The following is a 24,187-nucleotide window of genomic DNA, read 5'->3' as shown; positions in this document are numbered from 1 at the left end:
CCATGAACTATCAGGAGACGCTGGACTACCTGTTCAATGCCTTACCCATGTTCCAAAGGGTAGGAGCTACAGCTTTCAAAAAAGACTTAAGTAATACAATCGCATTATGTGCCCATCTTGGGCATCCTGAAAAGAAATTTAAATCCATACATGTAGCAGGAACCAATGGAAAGGGAAGTACTTCGCATTCTTTAGCTTCCATTTTCCAAGCTGCAGGATATAAAACAGGACTTTATACTTCCCCACACCTAAAATCCTTTACAGAACGAATTAGGATAGATGGATTGGAGATTCCAGAGGATAAGGTTGTTCAATTTGTAGCAGACAATCAGGACTTTTTAGAAGAGTTAAAACCTAGTTTCTTTGAAATGACCGTTGGCATGGCCTTTTGGTATTTTGCGTTAGAAAAGATAGATATTGCTATCATTGAAGTAGGTATGGGAGGGAAGTTTGATAGTACCAATGTTATCAGACCTGAAGTTTCCGTAATTACCAATATTGGTTTTGACCATATGCAATTTTTAGGAAATACCTTACCTCAGATAGCGGGAGAAAAGGCAGGGATCATTAAAAATGGGATTCCGGTAGTAATTTCTCAGACTCAACCTGAAACAAAACCAGTTTTTGTTGAAAAGGCAAATAGTACTTCTTCCCCAATCTTTTTTGCGGATGATTTGTGGAAGGTTCACAAGAAAGAGGCAATCTTTGGATTGGCAACTTATCAAATAGATACTAAAGACAATTCATTTGAGGTTCAACTTGACCTATTAGGGAATTACCAACGCTTTAATCTACCTGGTATTCTAGAGACAGTTTCACAAATGAATGACTTAGGATGGGAACTTAGTCAATCGACTATTTTAGAAGGTCTAAAGACCGTTACTACTCAAACGGGTCTAAAAGGGAGATGGCAAATATTGGGAGAACAACCATTGACTATCTGTGATACAGGACATAATGAATCAGGAATCCAAGAAATTTTGGAGCAACTGAAAAGCTATGAGTTTTCCCAACTTTGGATGGTACTTGGAATGGTTCAGGATAAGGATGTTTCCAAAGTTCTATCGATGTTGCCAAAAAAGGCGAATTATGTTTTTTGTGAAGCTATTATTCCAAGGGCTATGAAAGCAAATTTACTAGCTGAGAAAGCTTTGGAATTGGGATTGAAGGGAGAAATAATCCCAGATATTAATGAAGCCTTAGAATTCACGAGAAAAAATGCTGCGAAAAATGACCTGATTTTTATCGGAGGGAGTACTTTTGTGGTCGCGGAAATCGAAGACCTATAAATGAGCAGAAAAAAACTTGTTCGCTTCAAGGAAAATGAAGAGAACCCAAATGTAATTCAAGATGGAAAACCAATTTTTGAATCCATCAAGGGAAATTGGAATGAGTTCCAGTTTAAGAATTCAAACCCTGTTGTGGTAGAATTAGCCTGTGGAAGAGGTGAATTTACAGTGGGTTTGGGAAGAGTATTTAAAGACCAAAACTTTATAGGTGTAGATATTAAAGGAAGCAGAATCTGGAAAGGAAGTTCCACCGCAACGGCTGAAGGTATTCATAATGTAGCGTTTCTACGAACCCAAATTGAGCTATTAGATAGATTTTTTGCAGAAGGAGAGATATCTGAACTTTGGATCACATTTCCTGATCCCTTTCCTAGAGATGGGGATGAGAAAAGAAGATTAACTTCTCCTAGATTTCTAGAAATGTATAAACCCCTATTGAAAAAAGGAGGTACGGTTCATTTTAAAACCGATAATACAGGCTTGTTTGATTACTCATTAGCCCTTTTTCAAGAAAGGGAGGACATCAATCTATTGGGTTTTACCCATGATTTCTATGAATCAGAATGGAAAAATGACCATTTGGGAATTCAAACCCGTTATGAGAAGATGTTTTCAGAAAAGGGAGAAAAGATCAAATACTTAAAATTCCAATTTAAGGATTAAGTTAAATGGTAAAGCCTCCATCGGCAGTAATGATAGAACCCGTTGTATAGGAGGAGCCTGGAGCTGCTAGGAATAAAGCTAAAGCTGCAATCTCATCTGTAGTCCCCAGTCTTTTGATGGCCAATTGTTTCATCATATAGGCCATTATTTTTTCATTACTCCAAAGCGGTTCAGAAAACTTAGTCTGTATGATACCTGGACAGATGGCATTGACCCGAATTTTGGAATCTCCCCATTCCCTTGCAAATACCTTGGTCAAGGAAACCAATGCGGCTTTACTGATGCTATATACTCCCAAACCTGGTTCGGGAGAAATAGCTCCTATGGAACTAATATTGATTACTGATCCGGAAGAGGATTTTCTAAGATGGGGAAAGCAAAGATTACAAAGAGCAAAAGCAGCTTTGACATTCACATCCATGATTTTATCAAAAGCTTCCAAACTCGTTTCATGGATAGGCCCAAAAACCGGGTTGGTTCCGGCATTGTTTACCAAAATATCCAACTGACCATAAATGGCAACGGTTTTATCTACCAATAGTGGAAGTTCATCCATATTTCCCACATTACAGGCAATCCCCGTGGCTTCATACCCTTTACTTTTTAATCGGGTGGCTTCTTCATCTAATTTATCCTGCTTCCTGCTGCTCAGTACCACTTTTGCACCTGCAGCAGCAAAAAATTCAGCGATAGTAAGGCCTATCCCTTTACTTGCCCCTGTAATTAAAGCAACTTTTCCATCTAGAGAAAAAACCTTTGATAAATCCATAGTTTGAGAGGTTTTAGAGTAAACCTTAAGTTATAAAAAAATGGGAGTTGAGAGCCATAGGACGGGAATATATCGATAGATTTATTAAAAAATAATTGAATTAAACCCATATCCTTATGAAAGAAGTCATATTCGAACAAACAGGTAAGCCCTTGGAAGTATTAAAGTTGAAAGATGCTCCTGTTCCAACTCCAGGAGAAGGTGAAGTTCTGGTAAAAGTTACCGCAAGGAATATCAACCCTGCTGACATGATGTTTATTCAAGGGTTATATGGTATTCAACCAAAATTTCCAAGTAGTGCGGGATTTGAAGCCTGTGGAGTATTGGAATCCACTGGATCGAAGTTGCCTAAAGGAACTCGGGTCTTATTTTCAACTACCGGTACATGGAGAGAATATTTGGCACTTCCGGAGGCTTCCTTGATTCCTATTCCTGATGGAATGCCAGATGAGGTAGCGACTCAAGCGATTGTGAACCCAATGACGGCTTATTTGATGATAGAAAAGTCTGGATTGGAAGCTGATGAATGGTTGTTAATTACTGCAGGAGCTTCGGCATTTGGTAAGTTTGCTATTCAGCTTGCCAAGAAAAAGGGGATCAAAGTAGCTTGTACGGTAAGGCATGATGAGCAAAAGAAGTTATTGAAGAATATTGGAGCAGACCTGGTAGTTAATACGGAAAAAGAAAAACTGCAAAAAGTGATTCCGGATAATACGGATGGAGGAGTCCATGTTGTTTTTGACGCCGTAGGAGGTGTATTGGGAGCCAAGGCTTTAGCTTCTTTGAGAAAAAATGGTTTGATGATGGTTTTTGGAAGTTTAAGTCTGGAGAATATTCCCCTAAATAGTGGATTGATGATTTTTAAAACTCTTCGAATTGAAGGGTTTTGGTTGACAAGTTTAATGTCAGAAATGAAATCAGAGGCTCGATATGAAGCATTTCAAAAGGTGTTTGAGTTTTTAATGAATGATACTTCTCAGGTGGATGTTGCAGAAAAATATCCTTTAGAAGAGTTTGAGAAGGCGATAAAAGCCTATGAAAAAGCAGGAAGAAATGGAAAAATTCTTCTGATTAGTTAAATTCTTTCAAATAAGTTCTGCTTAAAAAAAGGGATTGCCCATCTTTGTGTTTTCATAAACCAAAAATCAAGAAGGAATGAATTGGGATAAGCTGGATTTAGAGCTCACCGAAATTGTAGAAAAAAGAAATCAACTGGCAGAAATGGATTATAGTGATTCCAATTATGATGATTTGGAAGAGGAACTTCATGATTTGGAGGATGATTTCAATGCTGATTATGAAGAACTCTTAGAAAAAGAATTGGAAAAAATTTATGCAGTGTTAAAGTCTGATACTGATATCTTACTTCCTACAGCATATTTAGCTAACAAATACAAGCCATTACTTCCGGATGCCAGAGGAATTGTCAGTTATGAAGTAGTCGGAAGAGAGGGTGTTCCTATCGAATCCGATCAATTTGATAGACAGGATGTAAGATTGGTTTTAGTGCCTAACCCTGCGAGATTTTTGATGATCATCAACGGAAACCCTTTGAAAGTACTTTGGAGAAGTAGATAATCAAATCATTGATAATTAGAGCTTTGAAGCCCGGTAAAATCCGGGCTTTTCATTTTTCTAAAGCTTAAATACAAAAAGAGTTTAAATTTGAACCATGAATACAAGAAGAGTAGTCATCACAGGTATGGGAGCATTATCCTCCTTAGGAAATGATGTTGCCAGTAATTGGGAAAGCGCCAAAAATGGAAAAAGTGGGGCTTCGACCATTTCTTATTTTAATGCTGAAAAATTCAAAACTCAATTTGCAGCTGAAATAAAGAATTTTGACCCTAGTTCAAGGTTAGATCGAAACGAAATCAAAAGAACTGATTTATATACCCAATATGGTTTGTATACTGCAGGAGAGGCCATGGAGGATGCTGGTTTAGATATCTCAAAGCTTGATTCTCCCTTTGATGCAGGAGTGATTTGGGCAACCAGCCAAGGTGGATTGAACACTTTCGAAAAGGAAATGCGGGAGTTTGTAGAAAATGATTCTAACCCTCGGTTTAATCCATTTTTAATTCCCAAGTTTTTAGGGAATATGGCTTCAGGATTGATTTCTATGAAGTATGGGATGATGGGGATTAATTATGCTCCAGTCTCTGCTTGTGCCTCCTCTAATAGTGCCATCATGGATGCATACAATTATATCAAATGGGGAAAAGCCAAAGTTATTTTAACAGGTGGGTCTGAAGCTCCGATAAGTGAAGCATCAATCGGCGGATTTTCTGCTTTAAAAGCGTTGTCTACTCGAAATGATAACCCTTCAGCCGCTTCCAGGCCTTTTGATATCGATAGAGATGGTTTTGTCATGGGAGAAGGTGCAGCAGCTCTGATCTTGGAAGATTATGAGCATGCTAAAAAAAGAGGGGCAAGAATCTATGCAGAGGTCGTGGGAGCTGCCATGACTGCAGATGCCTATCATATGACGGCAACTCATCCAGAAGGCTTAGGTGCTTATCATTGTATGAAGTTTGCAATTGAAGAAGCTGGATTAACTATTCAGGAGGTAGATTATATCAATGCTCATGCTACTTCTACTCCATTGGGTGATGTAAGTGAAACCAAGGCAATTTCTAAGCTTTGCCAGGGAGAAAAAAACAATATGCACCTTTCCGCTACAAAATCCATGACAGGGCATTTATTAGGTGCTGCAGGGGCAATTGAAGCGGTATTTAGTGTAAAGGCAATTAATGAAGGTGTAATACCACCTACTATCAATACAGAGCAATTGGACCCAACAATACCAGCTGATATCCAAATAGTTTGTCAGCAGGCTTTGGAGAAAAAGGTAAAAGTAGCCCTAAGTAATACCTTTGGTTTTGGGGGTCATAATGCTTCCGTGGTATTTAAAGAATTTCAGAAATAGACAAAAAAGCTGCTTCTTGGAAGCAGCTTTTTTGTTATCTAAAACCTAATTTTTCTCTTACTTTTTCTAAAAGAGGATCTCCAACGGCTTTCGCTTTTTCCTCACCGGCAGCAAGTTTCCTTTCAACTTCCTCAGGATTTTCCATGTAATAGTTGAATAGCTCCCTCTCTTTGCTGTATTTATCCAAAATCAATTGCATGAACTCTTTCTTGGCATGACCATATCCGTAATTGCCACCGAGATACTTACCTCTCATCTCTAAGGTTTGTTCAGCTGAAGCAATCAGGCTATATAGCTTGAATACATTGCAGGTGTCAGGATCTTTTGGTTCCTCAAGTGGCGTACTATCTGTCACAATACTATTGACATTCTTTTTCAAGGCTTTCTCCGGAAGAAATATGTCAATATAGTTATTGTAAGACTTGCTCATCTTTTGTCCATCTGTGCCTGGAATAGTTTTGACCACCTCATCAATTCGAGCTTCCGGGATAGTCAAGATTTCCTCTCCCATCAGTCGATTGAAAGTAGAGGCGATGTCTCTGGTCATCTCCAGGTGCTGCATCTGATCTTTTCCTACTGGAACCAGATCCGCAGAATAAAGAAGAATATCGGATGCCATCAAAACAGGGTAAGTGAATAGTCCTGCATTGACATCAGAAAGTCTTTCTGATTTATCTTTGAAGCTATGCGCATTGGCAAGCATTGGGTACGGAGTAAAGCAGCTCAAATACCATGTCAATTCAGCAACTTCCGGTCTTCTGGATTGACGATAGAAAACCGTATTGTCAATATCAAGCCCAAATGCCAGCCAAGCAGCGGCAACTGCTAAGGTATTTTGTTTTCTGAGCTCTCCATCTTTCGAGCTAGTCAAAGAATGAAGATCTGCAATAAAAATGAAGGATTCCTCTTTGTTTTGCTTTATCAGTTCAATAGCCGGAACAATCGCTCCTAGGATGTTGCCCAAATGGGGTCTCCCGCTACTCTGTATGCCTGTCAGTACTCTTGCCATTTGTTTAATTTTGGCGCAAATTAAGTAAATCAGGATATAATCCATTTGAAATTATGCGTTAATTGCAGCATGAGTAGCATTCGAATTCGACTTCTAGTAGTAGGTTTATTTTTCCTTTTGACACAATCCGTTCAGGCTCAGGAAACTGTAGTGCCAAGATTGATATGGAAAGTGAATAAGGTAGATTTGGGTACCATCTTTGAAGAGCATGGAAAACAAATTGCTGAATATGAATTTACCCATACCCAAGATTCATTATTTTTTATCGAGGATGTATGGACTGATTGTGGCTGTACGACAGTTGACTTCACCAAGGATACTCTAGAAGTTGGGGAAGCTGGAAATCTGCAGGTGTCGTTTGACCCTTCTTCAGCAGCTGGTTATTTCAATAGAATGATCATTGTTAAAGGAAATCTTCAAAACACACAGGATACCTTGTATCTGGAGGGCACATCAATTCCTTATCCAGAAGACCCCGATAAGATTTATCCTAATAAAATTGATGGGATTGGTTTTCGATTACCAAAATTGAATATGGGTGAGGTATTCAATAATGTCCCTAAAGTAAAGATGTTGGAGATTTACAATTTTGGAGATGAAACTTTGTACGCAGATAGCTTAAAATTTAACACCCCTGAGTACATACATCTCTTACAAGTTCAGGAGTATATAAGACCTCAAGAAAGAGGATTGATTCAAGTTTCTTATGATGGGGCTTTGAAAGGGGAATTAGGATACGTGGAAGATCAATTTGCTGTGTCCTGGGATTCATTATCAGTGATTCCGGTTTCAGTCATTGCTGAAGTCTTTGAGTATTTCCCACCTTTTTCTAAAGAGGAATTGAATTTGGTTCCTCAGTTGGTCCTAGGAACAAAAGAAATTGACCTGAAAAACATTTCTGCAAATACGATTCAAAATAGGTCTGTTACAATTTCAAATAAAGGGCAGCGTGAGTTGGAAATCAGGAAAATCCAAGGAAATTGTGATTGTCTGAAATTGGAAATTCCAAAGACCGAATTACGTCCTGGGGAGTCTGTAGAACTTCAAATCACTTTTGATCCAAAAGGAAGGAAAGGAATCGATCAGAGAAATATTTACTTATTTAGCAATGACCCGGTAAATCCTGTTCAACTATTTATTTTAAAAAGCAGAGTAGAATAGAACTGGTCAGTCTTGAAAGAAAATCATTAAATTGACTTTTAAATATTTGCAAAAAGCGAATAGTTCATCTGTACATTTAAATTTTTGATTCTTTATGCTAAAAAGAATTTCTTTTCTGCTACTATTTTTTTTGGCATGTATTTCCGTTCAGGCTTCTGTAAAATATGCTTCTCCTTTAGGAAATTCTTCAAATTCTGGCAATGATCAAGATCATCCTTGGAGCCTAGCATATGCTTTAGGTGTAGGTTCCGCTCTTGTTGCTGGAGATTCATTGATCCTTATGGATGGCACGTATGAGGGAAATTTTGAAAGCTACTTAAATGGTACCATTGCTGATCCTATCATAGTAGTTGCTCAACACGATGGGATGGCAATCATTGATGTGGGTAAAAATCGAACCAATGGTACCGGACTTTTAATATATGGCTCCTATACTTGGTTTGTAGGATTGAAGGTCACCTCTTCTTCCTCTGTAAGGAGTTCGGATGCGAGTAATGGCTTTGCAGAAATAAAAGATGAATTAGGTATTACTGTCTTAGGGGACAATATCAAAATCATTAATTGCTGGGTATATGATATTGTGGGCGGTGGAATAGAATTATGGAGAAATGGTTTCAATAATGAAGTTTATGGATCTATTATTTTTAATAACGGTTCGCAAGGTGATACCAGAGGAAATGGGCATGGATTTTATGTACAGCATCAGGATGAAAATCAACCAAAAATCCTTGAAAACAATATAGTTTTTCAAAATGCCTCTCAAGGAATTAATCTGTACACTACCGATCCTGAAAATAAAGGGGTGAAGGTCATCCGAAATGTGTCTTTCAATACAGGTGTAATAGCAACAGTTAATTTATCAGTTCATCGGCCTCCTCATAACTTTACGGTGGGTTCGAGAAATAATCTTAGTTCCGAAGTTTTCATAACGGATAATGTGTTTTACCGGGATTTGCAAGCTTCAAGATTAACTGCTGATCAAGTTAGAAATGTGACCCTTGGAAGGACCTATATGCCTAATGAAAACATTAGGTTTAGAGAAAATCTCATTTATGGAGGAGGTAATCTGTTAGAAATTCTACCTCTAAATAATTTAGAAATACAATCTAATCGTTTTTTTAATGTCCATGGTAACTTCTATGCTGTATTAGGTGATAAAACATCATTTCCCAATGCCAGCTGGAATTCCAATTTTTATTTCAACATAAATAATATAGAAAAGCCTTTCAATGAGCTCACTTTTGAGGATTGGAAAAATAATTACGGTTTTGATTTAGAATCGCAACTTTCTACCAATCCAATCTCGGAACAGGAAGTTTTGATTACTCAAAACAAATACGACCCATCCAAATTTTATGTCACGATTCTCAAATTAAATACTAAACCGGAAGCGTTTGTTGATTTTTCTGAATTTGGTGAGCTGAAAGGAAAAAGCTATGAGATAATAGACTTTCAAAACCCATTCGACCCAATTCAAAAAGTCGAAGGAGTCTTTGAGGGAAGTTCCATTTCATTTCCAATGAATTGGAATAAATCGATGCAACCAAATGGAAATATGCCATTTACGGTCGTTCATACAGACGTTACATTTGGCACTTTTTTGATTCATTTCAAAACTTCTGAAGATCAACCTGCACCAGTATTTAAAGAGGAGATCAGATTATCGTTAGCAGAAAATGGATTGGTATCCACCGAAGCTTCTGAATATTTCTTGTCAGGGTATTCAGAAGCATATACTTATTATTTTTCCCGGGAATTGAACTATACCTGTGCAGATCTAGGACTAACTGAAGTGTTGGTTAAAGTAAAATCAGAAGGAGTAGTCAAGTGGGAGGGAATGGTGAAAGTAACTGTCCTTGATGAACTTAAGCCTGAGCTTACCTTAAAGGAATATAAAGGAACTATTGATGTCACCTTTTCAAATACCTTTGAAATAAACCAAGAATACATTATTGCAGGGATTTCAGATAACTGTGGGGAGAACTTGGAGGTGATATATGGCCCCAAGACGATTGGTTGTGAGGATTTTGATACCCCGGTAAAAATAGAGATAACAGTTAAAGATCAATCGGGAAATACTACCACTGGAATTACTTATTTAACTATTGAGAAAATAGAAAGTAGGAAAGTGAGTCTAAACGGACCTGCTACAGCCGCCATTGGATCAGAAGTTCTATTGGAATTAGGATCTGAATTTGATTATCAAGTAATCGGATGGTATAAAGGAGAAGAATTAATCTCATCATCCACTTCCAAAGTACTAACCATTCAAGAGTCAGGAGTGTATTCAGCACTGATTTTACCGTTCAATGGTTGTCCTGTTTATTCCAAAGTAAAGGAGGTAGAGTTTTATGAATCTCCGCCTACCGGTGAAAAGCCTTACCCTTCCTTGAAGGAACAGATTGAATTGCCCTTAAATGAAAATGGAATTGGAGAACTTTCTATAATGGAGCTATTTACAGCCTCATTGCCAGAAGGATTAACTGTTATCCTGAACCAACAACGGTTTACCTGTGAAAATCTAGGAGAGCAACAAATTGTAGTGACCATCAAAGATTTGGAGGGAAATTTTTGGAAAGAGGAAGTAAAAGTTAAAGTTATCGATCTGATACCTCCAGTTTTGGAAACAAAAAATCTGGAGCTTGAACTCGATTTAAGTGTGGGTTCATTGATTTTGGAAGCAGAAGACTTTGTTTCTGAAGTTTCTGATAATTGTGCTATTCAGGAACTAAAAATCAACCAAGCTGAATTGACTTGTGAGTCTGTCGGTAAAGAAATCCAAGTTGAAATTAGAGCGGTAGATGCTTCAGGAAATGTAACAGAAAAAAATGCTTTGGTCTTTGTAAAAGGGATGACCAGTAAACCGGTAATCCTTTCAGGCCCCGAATCTATTTGTTCAGGAGATACTAAGGAAATCTCCTTGGACAGCGAAGCAGTATTTGAGGTGGTAAGATGGAGAAGAAATGGAATTGAAATCCAAGGGGAAAATGGAAAATCCCTTGAGATTGAAGAGGGTGGAGTTTATCATGCCGTGATTCGATATGAAGGAGGATGCCTTGCAGAAACAGAAAAAATTGAAATAACAACCTTGGAGAGACCAGCTGGAGAGATTTTGGAAGATGGAAATGTATTAATTGCCCCTGATGGTGATTTTGAATACCAATGGTATAGAAATGGAGAGATGATGGAAGGGGAAACGGGTTCCACTTTAGAGCTCAACCAGATGGGATTGTATACAGTAGAAATCACCAATCTAAATGGATGTACTTCCACTTTAGGACCTGTTGAAATAACTATTTCCGGGCTAATTGGTGGGGTAATTGTCTCTCAGGAATTAAAAATCTATCCTAACCCCGTCTTCGATGAGGTTGTTTTGGAGACAGCAGGGGATTTTGAATTTATTCCTGATACCTGGAAAGTACGAGATGCTAATGGAAAAGAGGTGAACGCTAATATTACCCTAATCAGTCAAAACTCCTCAAGGATTGTCTTGGATATTAGGAGTTTGGCAAGTGGAGTCTATTTGGTTGCTATTGAGGGAGAGGAAAAGCAGATGTTTTTAGGTAGAATTTTAAAGGTTAAATAATATTTAATTTTGTAAAGAGCTGGTTTTTATAGAATTAATAGGGGGGAGATTGGTTTAAAAAATAATATTCATACCCAAATCAACCTTCTATGAAATTCCTGTTCAGTTTACTCTTGCTTTGCGTTTTTTTATTGGTTTCCTGCAGTTAGAATGAAGAAGATCCAGTCCTTAAAGTTACCTATCAGGTGATTACTTCTGGTGGAGCGGAATAATATGGAGAGTTTGATAATGAAGTTGGTGAAAGAATTAATTCTTTTGACTTGAATTCAGGCTTGCTTTCAAGTAGTTGGGAATATGAATTTGAACCAAAAGTTTCTCCAATTTTCCTGACCATTCATGGCACCACAAATTGTCCATCCTGAGAGAGCTAATCTCAGATTCTAAATTCTGAAGATATCACAGTAAATATTTACATCAACGATAAGTTGGTTCAAACTGAATCAAATACCTGCCGGGAATGTATGATTCCACTAATTAAGGGGATGGCAACAGCTTGGATGAAATTACCTAAGGAATTGGATAAGAAAAATTAAAAAAAGCTGTCTCATAAAGCTTTTGATTTAGTCTGAGAGAAGTCAAATTACATTAAATCCAATAGGACTCATTTCGACTACGCTCCATGCGACAAAACCAAAGAATGAGACAGCCTCTCAAATTATTTGAAAGCAGGAATCCCTGTGATTTCATTTCCCAAGATCAGCAAATGAATATCATGCGTTCCTTCATAAGTGATCACAGACTCTAGATTCATCATATGTCGCATGATAGGGTATTCACCGGTAATTCCCATCCCTCCATGGATTTGTCTGGCTTCTCTGGCAATTTGAAGAGCCATTTCCACATTATTTCTTTTGGCCATGGATATATGTACTGTTTTCGCTTTCCCCTCATTCATCATTTTTCCTACTTTCCATGCTAACAGCTGAGCTTTGGTGATTTCAGTCAGCATTTCAGCTAATTTCTTTTGTACCAACTGAAAGCTTGCGATGGGCTTATCAAACTGGATTCTTTCCAACGCATATTTTCTAGCAGAATCATAGCAATCCATGGCTGCACCGATTGCACCCCAAGCAATTCCGAACCTAGCTGAATCCAAGCACATCAAAGGTGCGCCTAAACCTGACTTATTTGGCAATAAGTTCTCTTTGGGTACTCGTACATTATCAAATACCAGTTCGCCTGTACAAGAGGCTCTTAAGGACCATTTATTATGGGTAGTAGGAGTGGTAAAGCCTTCCATTCCTCGTTCCACGATTAATCCATGGATTCTACCTTCCTCATTTTTTGCCCAGACTACTGCTATGTCTGCTTCCGGGGAATTGGAAATCCACATTTTTGCGCCATTTAGGAGGTAGTGGTCTCCCATATCCTTAAAGTTGGTCACCATTCCGCTGGGATTGGAACCATGATCTGGCTCGGTCAAGCCAAAGCAGCCTAAATATTCTCCTGAGGCCAGTTTTGGTAGATATTTTTTCCGTTGTTCTTCTGAACCGAATTTATAAATAGGATACATGACCAAGGAGCCTTGAACTGAAGCAGTAGAGCGCATTCCGGAATCTCCTCTTTCAATTTCTTGCATGATCAATCCATAGGAAATATAGTCCAATCCGCCTCCTCCATATTCTAAAGGAATTTGTGGTCCAAAAGCTCCGACATCACCAAATTTTTTGACGATTTCACTAGGGAAATGAGCATTTTGAGCCCAATCTTCTATGTAAGGCGAAATTTCTTTTTTGACGAAATCTCTCATGGAACTTCTGATCAAAAGATGCTCCTCCGTCAATAAATCGTCGATTTGAAGAAAGTCTACTCCTTCAAAAAGGTCTTGCTTTTGGGTTTTTTGGGTTGATTTTGACTCCATAGTATTTTGGTTAATTAGGATGAATCAGTGATTTTTGTCGAGTCAAAAAATTACTGACCGATTCGAAGTAAATAGATTGCTTCCTAAAAGTCTATCTTTTTCAAATAAATTCATCATGCAGCAAGATCAATTTGACCCAAAAATTCTAGAAAAAATAGAACAGCTAGAGCAAAAATTCAAAGCTTCGGGTCAAGATATGCTCTCCTACTTAGAAGGGCTATTATATGCAGATTATCTTACCTATTGGGAATACATAAATTTGGACGTGCTTTTGTCCTTGCAACAGCCGAAGACCTCTTTTCACGACGAGAAAATCTTTATCATTTACCATCAGATTACAGAGCTTTATTTCAAATTGATCATCTCTGAAATGGAACAAATATCCAATCAGGAACCGATTTCAGATGAGTTTTATAGAACTAGACTGGAAAGGATCAATATGTATTTTGATCACTTGATCTCTTCCTTTGCCATGATGTGGAAGGGAATGGAAAGAGAGCAATTCCTGAAATTCAGAATGTCTCTATTACCTTCCAGTGGTTTCCAATCTGCCCAATATCGTGAAATTGAATTGATGGCTGCCGATGCATTTAATTTGGTGGCATTAAAGAATAGAGATGAACATGATTACCATTCTCCTGCCGATGATTTATTCGAACATTTATATTGGCAACAGGGCGCTATAGAACTAGCCACAGGGGAGAAGACTTTGACTTTGAAAAACTTTGAGATCAAGTACGGTAAAAAGCTTAAAGAAACGATTGAATTGTATAGGCGTAAAAATCTGTGGCAGAAGTATATAGATTGTGCTGATAAGACAGATGAATTGAAAGAAGCCATGAAGCAATTCGATTTAAAAGCGAATGTTTTTTGGCCATTGGCGCATTACAAATCTGCAGTTAGATACCTACAAAAAGATCCAGTTGATATAGCAGCTACAGGGGGAACCAATTGGCAAAAATACCTTCCTCCGCGTTTTCAAAAGGTGATTTTTTATCCTGAACTATGGACTGAGAAAGAAAAAGAAGAATGGGGAAAAGGTTGGGTTGTCAAAGAGATTTTTGGAGATGATACTCCTGGGAAATACTAATAAGGTTTGAAATAATGAAAGGGAATCCACTTGACAGAAAACAGAAATATCGTCCCGATATTTTATTGTTTTTATGGTTGATTCCCTTTATTTCTGCCTTTAATTATTACTTGACCTATATCCATATTCTGTGAATTCTTCAGGAAGCAGCCCTGTTGTTAAATGAAAATTTTAAAATGGCTGGAAAGGATTGATTGTGGAGGAACCAGCGGCTCAGGGTGAATGGTGCATTAAGAAAGGTAATAATCCTCATTGGTAATCTTCTTTTTGGTAAATTGGGTATAGAGATGAATTTCCATCTTTTACTTAAAAGAATAGACCCATGAATATCCTTAAAAACATTAAGCTATCTGAAGAAAGGCCGGGAGTCTTACAGGTTTATAAAACCGATCAACTCAATCTTTTTGCGATAGCACTCTGCAAAGGGCAAATGCTCAAAAAACATCATACCAATGTTCCTACTCTGCTTACTATGCTCAAAGGTAGAATTGAATTCGAAATTCAGGGCAAAACCTATGAATTTGGAGAATTTGATATTTATGAAATCCCTGTGACCGTGGAACATGAAGTAAGAGGGGTGGAGGATGAAAATATATTCACCTTAACTCAGGAACGATAAGTCCAGGTCAAATCAAAAGTCCTCTTCAAACGACTTGATTGGATAATGTGTCTTTACAAAATTGGCGGCGTTATTAAAGCAGAAGTCTTCTACAGCGTTCCTGACCTCATTTAAATTTTTAAAATGGGAAAGGTGTTTTGGATTACCTTTCTTTCTAGCCTGCTCGATTTCAAAAATTAGATTCCCTGCAAATACCTCAAATTCCAATACGGTAGGGTAAGGGCTTACAGGATCAATTAAGCCTTCCAAATCTGTACCTATGGTAATGCACTTCCAGATGTTGGGCTTTTCTTGATCACCAAGGTTTTCATTCGCATAGGCACTTTTGACGATTCCTTCAATATTTTCCCAAAGAAGCTGGATTCCATTTCTTTTGCTTTCCTTGTCCTCGGCGGTAATGCCTAATATCCGCTGATCAAAGGATAGTCCAAAAAGACCCTTGGTTTTTACGATCATTTCAATGTCCTCATCACAAAGATTAATATTCCAGGAATTAAAGAGTCCTGAATCATCGCAGTAATCATCTACCTCCTTGGGCATTCGTTCAATATGTTTTTCTAGACTCGAAATCCCAGAATATCCACAATGAGACCCGATTATTGGAATAATGTCTCCTTTTGCAAAGCAGGGCTTCACTACTTCCTCATAATATTCCTTCCTGGCTCTGGCACTCATATGCTTCACATCGATTAGGATTCTATACCCTAATTTTGGATCTATTTCCAACTTTTTATTTAAACCCAAAAACTCCCTTAAAATCCTTCTTCCATTGTCGTTAAATCCTGCATTTAGATTGACCGACTGATCCAAAAGAGCCTTTCCCTGATCAGGTATTGAATGCGCATGCCCACAAAGTTTATTGTCAAAATGATGCGCAAACGTGATGAAGAAAACAGGGGTGGGCCATTGGGTTTTGATATAATTAACCCTCCTTGAAACTTCAGCGATACTGGCTCGATCGGTTCCCAATGCATGAGCTCCTTCAATCGTCAGGACCATGGTGATTTCAGAGTCATCATCCACGGAAGTCTTCAAATCTTCCTGGGTTTTAGGGATATGGTAGCAGGCATCCTTTGCAAGCATTTCCCTTGGGAAATTATTCCTTCTGTTTTTCTCTGATTCAAATATTCTTCTTGCCAGGCCAGGAGTAAATACCTCATTTCTTTTGATCCGTTTTCCCGAGTCCATGGTGACAAATTCCATTTCCCTGTTTAAAGACTCCCAATAATCATAGGCTGTAGATTGAAAATAATCCACGGCATCATCAGGGATTCTCATGTAGGCAGTTTGGATAAAGTCTCTTAACGGAAGTTTATGCGTGGTTGCAAATGAAATTAAAAACCGGATCCATTTGTCTTCTCCGAGTTTCGGTTTGAAGCCTTTGACAAAAGGTTTTTCGAGTGGGTATAGGGAATTGAACGTAAGTCGAAGGTTTCCATTCCAAGCTTTTACCAGATCTGTTTGGCTGTAGGAAGCCCCCATTTTTCCCTTGAGATAACCTTTTCGATTGGATGAGATCACGGTCCAAGGACTAAATTGACCTTTGCGCTCGAACCTTTTTCGCTGTTCTTGCATCCAAAAATGCGCACGCATATGATTATGGCAATGTAAATCGGAAAATCTCATGGCCATTCCTTAAAAGTTGAAAATTGAATTTCTTCCCCAGAATACAGCAGTGATATCTTGGATAACGGATTCTGAATTGGTGTAATACCAGTGGTGAACCACTTCATGGAGTAAGCCATCGTCATCTTCAATATCAGAAACATCACATTGGTAAATGTCATCGGGCAAATTCATGGTATTTTTTGCTCCCCATCTACCTAAGCGATTGAATGCATTTTTAGTGATTTCGGATACGCCTAATGCCTGATCTTTATTATGGAAATATACATGAATGCGTTCTCCTAAATCAATCAATCGATACATGGGTTTTGGACGTTCCAAGGCATCGTAATCAATGTCTGAGCCCACTAAAATAATTTCCCCAAAAAGTGTATTCAATTCAAGTCTAATATCTGCTAATCCAGCGATCATGCTCTCCAGGACACGATTACCCATACTGTGGCATAGTAAATGGATCTTTTGCTCACATCGAGGTTTTTTTTCTTTTACAAGTTTCTCTTTGAAGTACTCTCTTAAACTGGCCATAGACCTAGCTAAGGCAAAACCTGATTGGGATGCATCATATGCATCTGACCTATATTTCAGTAATTGTTTCTTCGCAGGCCAAGTAAATAGGACTATATGGCAAATAGGGGAGTCTTTAGGTTCTACATATTTTTTGTGAAGTTCACATAAGGTTTGCATGGCAGTTTCTAAATCTGACTTAAACCCATGTACAAAAACTAGAATGTCTTCTCTTGACTTAGTCTTGGAACCTGCCTCATAGAGCTCATCAAAAATTTTTCCCGAAGGAAATTTAGCTTTACTGACCGGGCTTCCTTCTGTGTATTCTTTCAAGGTTGCTTCAGCCACTTCAGGAATGATTTGAATTTTGAAATCCTTCAGCTTCTTGGCTTTCTTAGGGTCAAAGCTGACGGTTCCATATCGTAAATTGTGTCGAGCCTCTTCGTCTCCGTCCATTCTCATGAATTCTTTTTCATTGACAGAAATATAGCTTTTGCTTTTACGAGAGGTTACTTCACGATTTGTAATGATGTAATGGGTTACCATGTCAAGTTGATTTTGAAAAATTGATTTAAAAAACTAGAAATCCTTAAACTATGAAACAGGATTTAAAATCATCGAAACTAGTCGTATGCTTTAATTTCCTGAATAATTACCTGAAAACCAAGGATAAGCAAAGTGGATCAAACGAAAGTTTATTTTCAGAATTCAAATTGTTCAATTTCAATACTGCTTTTTGTATATTTTGAAAAATTAGTAATTACAATTTAATTATACGGTGATTACTAGTACACCCAAATTTTAACCTAAAAAAATGGAAATTCATTATTGTCCTGACTTTGACCAGATGAGTCAAAAAGGTGCGGACCTTGTACATCTTGCAATTGCAAAAAAACCAAATTTATTATTCTGTGCGGCCAGTGGTGGTTCACCCTCTGGATTGTATAAGTTGATGGTGAAAAAGCATCATAGCAATTCAGAATTTTTTAATCGAATTCATGTGGTGAAACTCGATGAGTGGGTAGGTTTACCTGAAAACTCTGAGTTTACCTCTGAATTTGACATTCAACAGAAACTTCTTCAACAAATTGAAATTCCATCTGAACGATACCTGTCTTTTAATGCCCAAACAAAAAATCCGAAAGCAGAGTGTGAACGTATACAAGAATCATTGGGAAAGATTGGTCCTATTGATATTTGCATCTTGGGCATAGGACAAAATGGTCATATCGCATTGAATGAACCCGCTAATTCCTTGAGTGTGGATTGCCATGTGGCAAAGCTTTCAGAAACCACCTTATCAAGCGGAATGATCCAAAATGTGGGTGTGCGACTTGAAAAAGGGATGACACTTGGGATCGGTAATATTTTAAGATCCAAAATGGTTATTTTATTTATAGCAGGAAAGGGGAAAGAGAAAGCCTTAAAAGCCTTACTAAAAAAAGAAATAACCCCTCAATTACCCGCCTCCATGCTATGGTTGCACCCCAATGCGCATGTAATTATTGATGAATCTTCTATAGAAGAATAAAGGGCTTGATTTACATCAAGCCCCTTCTTCCTTAAATTTCTTGAACAAATTCCTCTTTTGGATTTCTAACTTTCTTCATAGGTAATAGCCAGTCTCCGTCTTCATCTCTATATCCCAAAGGCAGCATTAACACGGATTTTAATCCCTTGGATTTGAGTTGTAAAAGTTCATCTAATTGTGCAGCATTGAATCCCTCCATAGGAGTTGCATCCACTTTCAATTCTGCAGCTTGTGCAATTGAAAGACCAAAGCCTATATAGGCCTGCTTTGATGTATGGGCAAAATTTTCTTCAGGGCTTTGTTTTAAATACACAGCCTTTAATCGATTGGTATAGTCAACAAATTTATCCGATGGCAATCCTCTTTCTTTGGTGGTCAACTTGAAAATGGAATCAATCCTCTCTTCAGTATATTGATCCCAAGCTGCAAAGACCAGTACATGGGAGGCATCAGCGACAATTTGTTGTCCGTTAGCGATAGGTACCAACTGATCTTTGATCTCCTGATTCGAAATAACAAATACGCGGAATTGCTGCATCCCTGAAGAAGTAGGGGCAAGTCTTGCTGCTTCTACAATCTTATCTACATTTTCTTGACTTACCTTTTTGGTAGGGTCGTATTTTTTGGTGGCATATCTCCACTCTAGGTCGTTAATTAAGGCCATATTTTCTTATTGATAGCTGGTTTTTATTTTCTACCTGTCCCAATGCCAATGGAAACAAAAAAGTTCAATGTTGGTGTATTAAATGTCGATACATTAAAAAAAGTTTATTCTGATTGGTTATTCCGTTAGGGTTATGATGATAGATTTTTAAAACCTATGAAATTTAAATCAAGAAAATTTGGTACACATAAAGTGAGTTGTCAAATAACTCAATAGAGTTTTGTCTGATCTTTAATCCTTCTTTTCAATTGTCCTTTGATTGAGGTCGATTTGGAAATGATCAGCAGGAAGTGAATGGAAAAGTTTTTGGAATATGCCAATAAACTGTGTCAATTGCCATCCTAAGGTTTTATCATCTGCATAGTTAGTATCAACTTGAGCAGAAAATAAGGATTTATAGAAAGTAATTCGATCGGATGGAATTAATTTTTTCCCTAGTTCATCTCCATTTTTCAGCAAGTAAAAATCTTCGATCATTTGAGGTGTTCCAGAAATTGGGCTTTCCTTTGAACTTATTTTTTTTGATAAAAAAAGCTCTCCTTCTTTTGAATTCATTTTGCTCCAATCCATTAATTCTTGTTCGTTCATGGTTTGCAAAAGGCCAACTAGGCTTTTTGGCCAATCAGAAGGAATAAACCTGGATTTAGTCAATTCTTTTAAATGGTTTTCAGTATACTCAGCATAGTCTTTGGAAGCTAGGATGGTACTGTCCCAAATTCCAGGGCGTTGGTTCTCCAACAACCAGCGGTGTTCCATTCTATATAAATCGAAGAATTCATTCATATGGTCCACTTCAGTGAGCGGGATGGTTTGGATCTCAAACTGGTTTTGTCCGGTTTTTTGAATGGTTTTGTAGGCCGCAGGAAATGCAGCTAAGGAAGGTACTTGAATATTATACAATGTGTTATCGCTCAGTTGATCCTGATAGATTCCTGTATCATTGATGTGCATATGGCCCGCAAAATGAAGTTGCAGACCGGTTTCAGCGTATTGCTGGCTTGTTTCTGAGCTAGGAACTCTTGCTAATTGGAACTTCTCTTGCCCAAATAAAGACTTCATTTCTTCGGAAGCTCCATCATGAAATTCTACTAATGGGTAATGGCTAAAAGAAATTAAGGTTTTATGACGCTTTTTAGCTTCTTCCACCACCTTTTGAATCCAGTCCAACTGATGTTTTTTATAAATGGAAGCCTGATTAAAACCTACTGAGGATCCGTTCCAATTGCCATTTTCTGATTGGGTATAAACATTTCCATCCAATGCCAGTAACCAAACTCCATCCATGGGTTCGACTACATAGCTGGCATCCGGAAGTAATCCTTCACTATGACCAATCGTGTACATTCTATTCTCTAATGTTGAATTGGCTTTTGCCCTTTCAAATTCATAATTTTCGTAGTCTATTTCCTCAAATGGATGTGCCCAAAAAAGGTCGTCTGGATGAGGGAAAAATCCATAGGAAGCAAGTGCTAGAGTGATTTCAGGGTATCCCCAATAGTTGATTTGATCTGATTTTGCCACTGTAGTTGATTGGAAAAAATCCGTTGAGCCTGCGATGGCTTGTTCCGCACCATTCACTCCCAAAAAATCCCTTTTTCCTGCAATTCCTCCATAAGGTTTTACCGGATCATGGTTTCCTGTAGTAAGGAAAAAACGCATCCCAGCTTCGTTTGAATATCGGTCAAGAATTGATTTCAGAGCCATCACATTCATTGGTTGACCGTCATCCGTAAAGTCTCCAGGGAGGACTACCCACAGAATTCCTTTCTGCTTTAGATCTTCCAGTGCCTGAATAAAAGCAAAGTAGTTTTCGTTGAAAAGCCGGGTAGAATTTAACTGGCTTTTCATGGTACGGATTGTAGCAAATTTTCCGTTAATGGGGTGAAGTACTCCCTTAAACTCTTTGGATTTCAGGTCTGCATATACATCTTGTAGATGCACATCGGAGAGAAAAGCAATGGTTGGATCTCCACTTTGGCCAAATGAAGTTTGAATGGAGCAGGCTAAGGTAAATGCAGCTCCGAGAATCGTAGGTATGAGTGTATTTTTATTCAAAATTTGATACTAAAATTCGGGGTCTTTAACAAAATAGGGTTTGGTCTTTCATATTCGTTGGATTCGAAAATAACTTTATAATCGGATTTGAAGAAGGTGGAAGGCATGTAATAATCTGTGGAAATTACTTGAGCCCCTGATGCCATCGCTTTTTCAAAGGTGGAGTAATCCTCATTTCTTGCTTCTTTGGTGTCAGAATCTGCTCTAGTTCGGATGAGGTACCCTTTTTCGACAAGCGATCGAATATATGCTTCATCTTTTTTTGCATTGTTGATGATCCTAAATCCGGCAGTGGGATTTCCTTCTTTTTTATTGACAAATAGGACTGCATCTTTCAAGTCAGGTTTGGCAAGTAAGTATCGGTCAATTTTTTCTTCATTTTCATCTAAGACAAAAAGAAATTTTCCTCTGACATCTTCCAATTCTGGCCAGTTTCCTGCTAGCACAGCAGTTTCCAGATTTGGGAAATCACCCTTTACCATGTCTGGCGTGATGAGATGTTCCATACCCAAGTGAGTGCTGATTTCTAAATCGATGCTATCCAAGGCCGAAGAGGTAAATGGTAGGACTTCCCGCGTTCCAGGGATATTTCCATCTTTGGCATTGATCAAAATAAATATAGGGGAGTGATTAGGATGTTGCTCACTCCACTTTTTTAATGCTTTCAAAGCATCTGCAAACAATAAATAATGAGATTGGAAATCTAGATCCTGTACATGGAAAAGTTTAAGACCAGGTTTTTCCAAAGCATGAGAGGGATCGTAATCAGGAATTTCTCCACCAGCAGCTTTGATGATTTCCAATCCTTTGGGGTAGGAATACCTTCCTCCTTGTGGGTCATGAAATACATCCAATTCTAGATTTCTTAATCCCAAGTCCAATTGGGATTCCAATGGGATATGTGCATAAGCTAAGCTATTCGAAGCCGCAGGATTGACCTCGGAAAGGTAATCCAATATTTCTGGAGCTATTTTGCTTTTATAGCTATTATGACTTCCAATTACCTGAATTTCATTTATTTTTTGAGCGGAAATCTGGTAGGTTAAGAACATGCAAAAAGTGAATAATTGCAGGGTAGAATTATACTTCATAGGTTCTAGATTATTTCCCAAGTTTCGCCATTTAAAAATGAATTAGGTAAAGTCTGTTTAAATTTTATATTATCGATTCTTTTTTTCAAAGGACCTGTCATATCCATTAGACTTTTATTCCGTTTTACATTTACTGCCTCCATCCAGATTTACATTTGGTATTTATCTAAAATCGGAGATGATTTTTTCTTAATGGAATAAATTGCAGGATCATATAGCTAACAGGTATTTTGGATGATTTCTTTAAACTGCTGATCCAAAATAAGTGTCTTTGTCATATAAAAAGTATTTTTTTCGACTAATGACTGTAGTTAATCTAGAATTTAATATTAGTTCAAAAAGCTCTTTTATGACAGGTAAGAATACAATCAATTGGGTGATTTCTGTGCTTCTATGTTCATTTTTTATTGCCTGCAAGCAAGAACCTATGCAGGATTTTGAAGAATCTAGGGAAAAAATGAATGAAATTGAAAATATGAGTTTCAGCCAAACGGCTTATTACCCGAATCCTATGGGTATGGTGGATACTTTAAGCATAAATATGGATATCAACAGAAATCCTCAATCTATCCTTGGGTATGACTTTTTAATAAAGGGTGAAGGGGAAGATATGATTTATGAAAATGGAGAATTCAAATTGGTCAATCATCCAAAAAGGGAAGTGACAATCTTTCCTTCCGATAAGTCCATTGAAAGAGATCATAACATCCTGAACAATCGATTTATTCAATATTCTCCATTAACCCTGATGAATTTAGAAGACTGGTATTATTCAGGTGATACTATTCTACAAGAGAGTAACTATGCAATGTATGCACGGGTGGATTTGGATACTGTAATCAATGAAAATAGCGTATACACGGTGTTTAGAATCTACATTCATGGTGAATCCAAATTGCCAGAGCGGTTTGAAAGAAATAATTATTATAAAGGAGAATTATCTCAAAGGGTAGTTTACGAGTATGATCAATATCGTTTTGGCAGCTCCAATTCAAAATCTCAATATTCGATCCCATCTAACTTTGTTTCAGTCCCTTATGGAATTTCTACCCAAGATTTGGTGATGTTGAAAAAGGGAGAAAAAGCTCCTGATTTTGAAGGGTTTGATTTAAAAAATGAATGGGTGGAAACGGGGGATTTTGCTGACCAGCAAGTATTGGTGATGTTTTCAGCTATCAATTGTAGCTATTGTAAATTAGCGATGGAATTTCTAACAGAGGAAAACAATCAACTTTCAGAGGGATTGAACTTGATCAGTTTTTACCCGGAAGATTCCAAGGGTCAAGTGTCTCGCTATATGAATTATTTTAATCCTTCATTTTCGGTGATTGCCAATGCCGGGCAAGTAGGACAAAATTTTGGGGTCAATGTATATCCGACCTTTTATTTGATCAATCCACAGGGGAAAATTGAAGAAGTTGTTCAGGGATTTAATCGGGATTTTTTGAATAAATTTTTGATTAAAAAGGGGTCTTGAACACTCTCTGAATAGCTCTGGAAGTTATGGATTCTTTGGGAAGCGCTATACGATTTATCTATAGTCCTGTTTATCTGCAGGTAGGTATTAAGATTTGACCTCCCTATATATGAAGGACAGGGAAATGGAATCTCTTTAATAATTATTAAGCCCAGGGTTTAAAACCCTGGGCTATTGATATTACGGGATTAGAGCATGCTGTCTCCTATTAAAAGAGATCTCCTGAAAAGACCTCTTTTAGATTTCAGCTTTTATCTTTCTGA

19 protein-coding genes are annotated in these 24,187 nt (G+C 37.7%); 11 read left to right on the top strand and 8 right to left on the bottom strand.

Annotated elements, in window-relative coordinates; genetic code table 11:
* Positions 1 to 2 precede the first annotated feature (2 nt).
* A complete protein-coding gene (locus JYB62_RS05200; protein WP_205644353.1) occupies positions 3 to 1,289 on the top strand; it encodes a bifunctional folylpolyglutamate synthase/dihydrofolate synthase in 1,287 nt (428 codons plus the stop codon).
* Positions 1,290 to 1,952, top strand: a complete 663-nt coding sequence (trmB, locus tag JYB62_RS05195) for a tRNA (guanosine(46)-N7)-methyltransferase TrmB (RefSeq protein ID WP_205644352.1) — start codon at positions 1,290 to 1,292, stop codon at positions 1,950 to 1,952. It abuts the gene before it with no gap.
* Between the two features lies 1 nt (position 1,953).
* Here trmB and JYB62_RS05190 read toward each other — a convergent pair whose 3' ends face one another.
* A complete protein-coding gene (locus JYB62_RS05190; RefSeq protein ID WP_205644351.1) occupies positions 1,954 to 2,721 on the bottom strand; it encodes an SDR family NAD(P)-dependent oxidoreductase in 768 nt (255 codons plus the stop codon).
* A gap of 116 nt (positions 2,722 to 2,837) precedes the next feature.
* Here JYB62_RS05190 and JYB62_RS05185 point away from each other — a divergent pair, with 116 nt between their 5' ends.
* The 3 genes from JYB62_RS05185 to fabF all read left to right on the top strand — a co-directional run bounded on the left by JYB62_RS05185 (position 2,838) and on the right by fabF (position 5,650).
* Complete coding sequence (locus tag JYB62_RS05185; RefSeq protein WP_205644350.1) at positions 2,838 to 3,800, top strand: zinc-dependent alcohol dehydrogenase family protein; 963 nt, start codon at positions 2,838 to 2,840, stop codon at positions 3,798 to 3,800.
* 76 nt (positions 3,801 to 3,876) lie between these two features.
* On the top strand, positions 3,877 to 4,299 hold the full coding sequence (locus JYB62_RS05180) for a hypothetical protein (RefSeq protein WP_074223919.1): 423 nt from the start codon (positions 3,877 to 3,879) through the stop codon (positions 4,297 to 4,299).
* Positions 4,300 to 4,393: 94 nt separating this feature from the next.
* Positions 4,394 to 5,650 carry a beta-ketoacyl-ACP synthase II gene (gene fabF / locus JYB62_RS05175; protein ID WP_205644349.1) on the top strand — a complete coding sequence of 419 codons (1,257 nt, stop codon included), beginning with the start codon at positions 4,394 to 4,396 and terminating at the stop codon, positions 5,648 to 5,650.
* A gap of 34 nt (positions 5,651 to 5,684) precedes the next feature.
* Here fabF and trpS read toward each other — a convergent pair whose 3' ends face one another.
* Positions 5,685 to 6,659, bottom strand: a complete 975-nt coding sequence (trpS, locus tag JYB62_RS05170; RefSeq protein WP_205644348.1) for a tryptophan--tRNA ligase — start codon at positions 6,657 to 6,659, stop codon at positions 5,685 to 5,687.
* 69 nt (positions 6,660 to 6,728) lie between these two features.
* On the opposite strand from trpS, the gene JYB62_RS05165 reads away from it, so the two are divergent.
* Together JYB62_RS05165 and JYB62_RS05160 are read left to right on the top strand one after the other, a co-directional pair.
* Positions 6,729 to 7,820: a DUF1573 domain-containing protein gene (locus tag JYB62_RS05165; RefSeq protein WP_205644347.1), complete on the top strand. Its 1,092-nt coding sequence runs from the start codon at positions 6,729 to 6,731 to the stop codon at positions 7,818 to 7,820.
* A gap of 94 nt (positions 7,821 to 7,914) precedes the next feature.
* Positions 7,915 to 11,406 carry a T9SS type A sorting domain-containing protein gene (locus tag JYB62_RS05160; RefSeq protein WP_205644346.1) on the top strand — a complete coding sequence of 1,164 codons (3,492 nt, stop codon included), beginning with the start codon at positions 7,915 to 7,917 and terminating at the stop codon, positions 11,404 to 11,406.
* A 655-nt stretch (positions 11,407 to 12,061) separates the two neighbouring features.
* Here the strand turns inward: JYB62_RS05160 and JYB62_RS05155 are convergent.
* A complete protein-coding gene (locus JYB62_RS05155; RefSeq protein WP_205644345.1) occupies positions 12,062 to 13,267 on the bottom strand; it encodes an acyl-CoA dehydrogenase family protein in 1,206 nt (401 codons plus the stop codon).
* Between the two features lie 115 nt (positions 13,268 to 13,382).
* Here JYB62_RS05155 and JYB62_RS05150 point away from each other — a divergent pair, with 115 nt between their 5' ends.
* Positions 13,383 to 14,357, top strand: coding sequence for a tryptophan 2,3-dioxygenase family protein (locus JYB62_RS05150; protein WP_205644344.1), 975 nt, complete (start codon positions 13,383 to 13,385; stop codon positions 14,355 to 14,357).
* Between the two features lie 322 nt (positions 14,358 to 14,679).
* On the top strand, positions 14,680 to 14,976 hold the full coding sequence (locus JYB62_RS05145; protein ID WP_205644343.1) for a cupin domain-containing protein: 297 nt from the start codon (positions 14,680 to 14,682) through the stop codon (positions 14,974 to 14,976).
* Positions 14,977 to 14,988: 12 nt separating this feature from the next.
* Here the strand turns inward: JYB62_RS05145 and JYB62_RS05140 are convergent, their stop codons facing one another.
* Together JYB62_RS05140 and JYB62_RS05135 are read right to left on the bottom strand one after the other, a co-directional pair.
* Positions 14,989 to 16,608 carry an amidohydrolase family protein gene (locus tag JYB62_RS05140; protein WP_205644342.1) on the bottom strand — a complete coding sequence of 540 codons (1,620 nt, stop codon included), beginning with the start codon at positions 16,606 to 16,608 and terminating at the stop codon, positions 14,989 to 14,991.
* Positions 16,609 to 16,611: 3 nt separating this feature from the next.
* On the bottom strand, positions 16,612 to 17,652 hold the full coding sequence (locus JYB62_RS05135; protein WP_205644341.1) for an alpha/beta hydrolase: 1,041 nt from the start codon (positions 17,650 to 17,652) through the stop codon (positions 16,612 to 16,614).
* A 268-nt stretch (positions 17,653 to 17,920) separates the two neighbouring features.
* On the opposite strand from JYB62_RS05135, the gene JYB62_RS05130 reads away from it, so the two are divergent.
* Entirely contained in the window at positions 17,921 to 18,637 is a 717-nt protein-coding gene (locus JYB62_RS05130; RefSeq protein ID WP_205644340.1) for a 6-phosphogluconolactonase, read from the top strand.
* Positions 18,638 to 18,668: 31 nt separating this feature from the next.
* Here the strand turns inward: JYB62_RS05130 and JYB62_RS05125 are convergent, their stop codons facing one another.
* From JYB62_RS05125 to JYB62_RS05115, 3 genes are all read right to left on the bottom strand, one after another.
* Complete coding sequence (locus tag JYB62_RS05125; RefSeq protein WP_205644339.1) at positions 18,669 to 19,301, bottom strand: NAD(P)H-dependent oxidoreductase; 633 nt, start codon at positions 19,299 to 19,301, stop codon at positions 18,669 to 18,671.
* Between the two features lie 231 nt (positions 19,302 to 19,532).
* Positions 19,533 to 21,356 (bottom strand): metallophosphoesterase family protein, encoded by a 1,824-nt coding sequence (locus JYB62_RS05120; RefSeq protein ID WP_205644338.1) that lies wholly within the window; start codon positions 21,354 to 21,356, stop codon positions 19,533 to 19,535.
* Positions 21,353 to 22,447, bottom strand: a complete 1,095-nt coding sequence (locus JYB62_RS05115) for a phosphatidylinositol-specific phospholipase C1-like protein (RefSeq protein WP_205644337.1) — start codon at positions 22,445 to 22,447, stop codon at positions 21,353 to 21,355. Before JYB62_RS05115 ends, JYB62_RS05120 begins: the two co-directional genes overlap by 4 nt.
* Before the next feature lie 349 nt (positions 22,448 to 22,796).
* Between JYB62_RS05115 and JYB62_RS05110 the strand changes: the two genes are divergently transcribed.
* Positions 22,797 to 23,924: a TlpA family protein disulfide reductase gene (locus JYB62_RS05110; protein WP_205644336.1), complete on the top strand. Its 1,128-nt coding sequence runs from the start codon at positions 22,797 to 22,799 to the stop codon at positions 23,922 to 23,924.
* Positions 23,925 to 24,187 lie beyond the last annotated feature (263 nt).

Source organism: Algoriphagus lutimaris, assembly GCF_017051705.1.
Taxonomy (GTDB): Bacteria; Bacteroidota; Bacteroidia; order Cytophagales; family Cyclobacteriaceae; genus Algoriphagus; species Algoriphagus lutimaris.
This window is presented reverse-complemented; position numbering and strand designations above follow the sequence as displayed.

Bases quoted from the DNA above. Each gene is read 5' to 3' on its own strand.
- JYB62_RS05200 (WP_205644353.1), top strand. From the start codon at position 3: ATGAACTATCAGGAGACGCTGGACTACCTGTTCAATGCCTTACCCATG.
- trmB (WP_205644352.1), top strand. From the start codon at position 1,290: ATGAGCAGAAAAAAACTTGTTCGCTTCAAGGAAAATGAAGAGAACCCA.
- JYB62_RS05190 (WP_205644351.1), bottom strand. From the start codon at position 2,721: ATGGATTTATCAAAGGTTTTTTCTCTAGATGGAAAAGTTGCTTTAATT.
- JYB62_RS05185 (WP_205644350.1), top strand. From the start codon at position 2,838: ATGAAAGAAGTCATATTCGAACAAACAGGTAAGCCCTTGGAAGTATTA.
- JYB62_RS05180 (WP_074223919.1), top strand. From the start codon at position 3,877: ATGAATTGGGATAAGCTGGATTTAGAGCTCACCGAAATTGTAGAAAAA.
- fabF (WP_205644349.1), top strand. From the start codon at position 4,394: ATGAATACAAGAAGAGTAGTCATCACAGGTATGGGAGCATTATCCTCC.
- trpS (WP_205644348.1), bottom strand. From the start codon at position 6,659: ATGGCAAGAGTACTGACAGGCATACAGAGTAGCGGGAGACCCCATTTG.
- JYB62_RS05165 (WP_205644347.1), top strand. From the start codon at position 6,729: ATGAGTAGCATTCGAATTCGACTTCTAGTAGTAGGTTTATTTTTCCTT.
- JYB62_RS05160 (WP_205644346.1), top strand. From the start codon at position 7,915: ATGCTAAAAAGAATTTCTTTTCTGCTACTATTTTTTTTGGCATGTATT.
- JYB62_RS05155 (WP_205644345.1), bottom strand. From the start codon at position 13,267: ATGGAGTCAAAATCAACCCAAAAAACCCAAAAGCAAGACCTTTTTGAA.
- JYB62_RS05150 (WP_205644344.1), top strand. From the start codon at position 13,383: ATGCAGCAAGATCAATTTGACCCAAAAATTCTAGAAAAAATAGAACAG.
- JYB62_RS05145 (WP_205644343.1), top strand. From the start codon at position 14,680: ATGAATATCCTTAAAAACATTAAGCTATCTGAAGAAAGGCCGGGAGTC.
- JYB62_RS05140 (WP_205644342.1), bottom strand. From the start codon at position 16,608: ATGGCCATGAGATTTTCCGATTTACATTGCCATAATCATATGCGTGCG.
- JYB62_RS05135 (WP_205644341.1), bottom strand. From the start codon at position 17,652: ATGGTAACCCATTACATCATTACAAATCGTGAAGTAACCTCTCGTAAA.
- JYB62_RS05130 (WP_205644340.1), top strand. From the start codon at position 17,921: ATGGAAATTCATTATTGTCCTGACTTTGACCAGATGAGTCAAAAAGGT.
- JYB62_RS05125 (WP_205644339.1), bottom strand. From the start codon at position 19,301: ATGGCCTTAATTAACGACCTAGAGTGGAGATATGCCACCAAAAAATAC.
- JYB62_RS05115 (WP_205644337.1), bottom strand. From the start codon at position 22,447: ATGAAGTATAATTCTACCCTGCAATTATTCACTTTTTGCATGTTCTTA.
- JYB62_RS05110 (WP_205644336.1), top strand. From the start codon at position 22,797: ATGACAGGTAAGAATACAATCAATTGGGTGATTTCTGTGCTTCTATGT.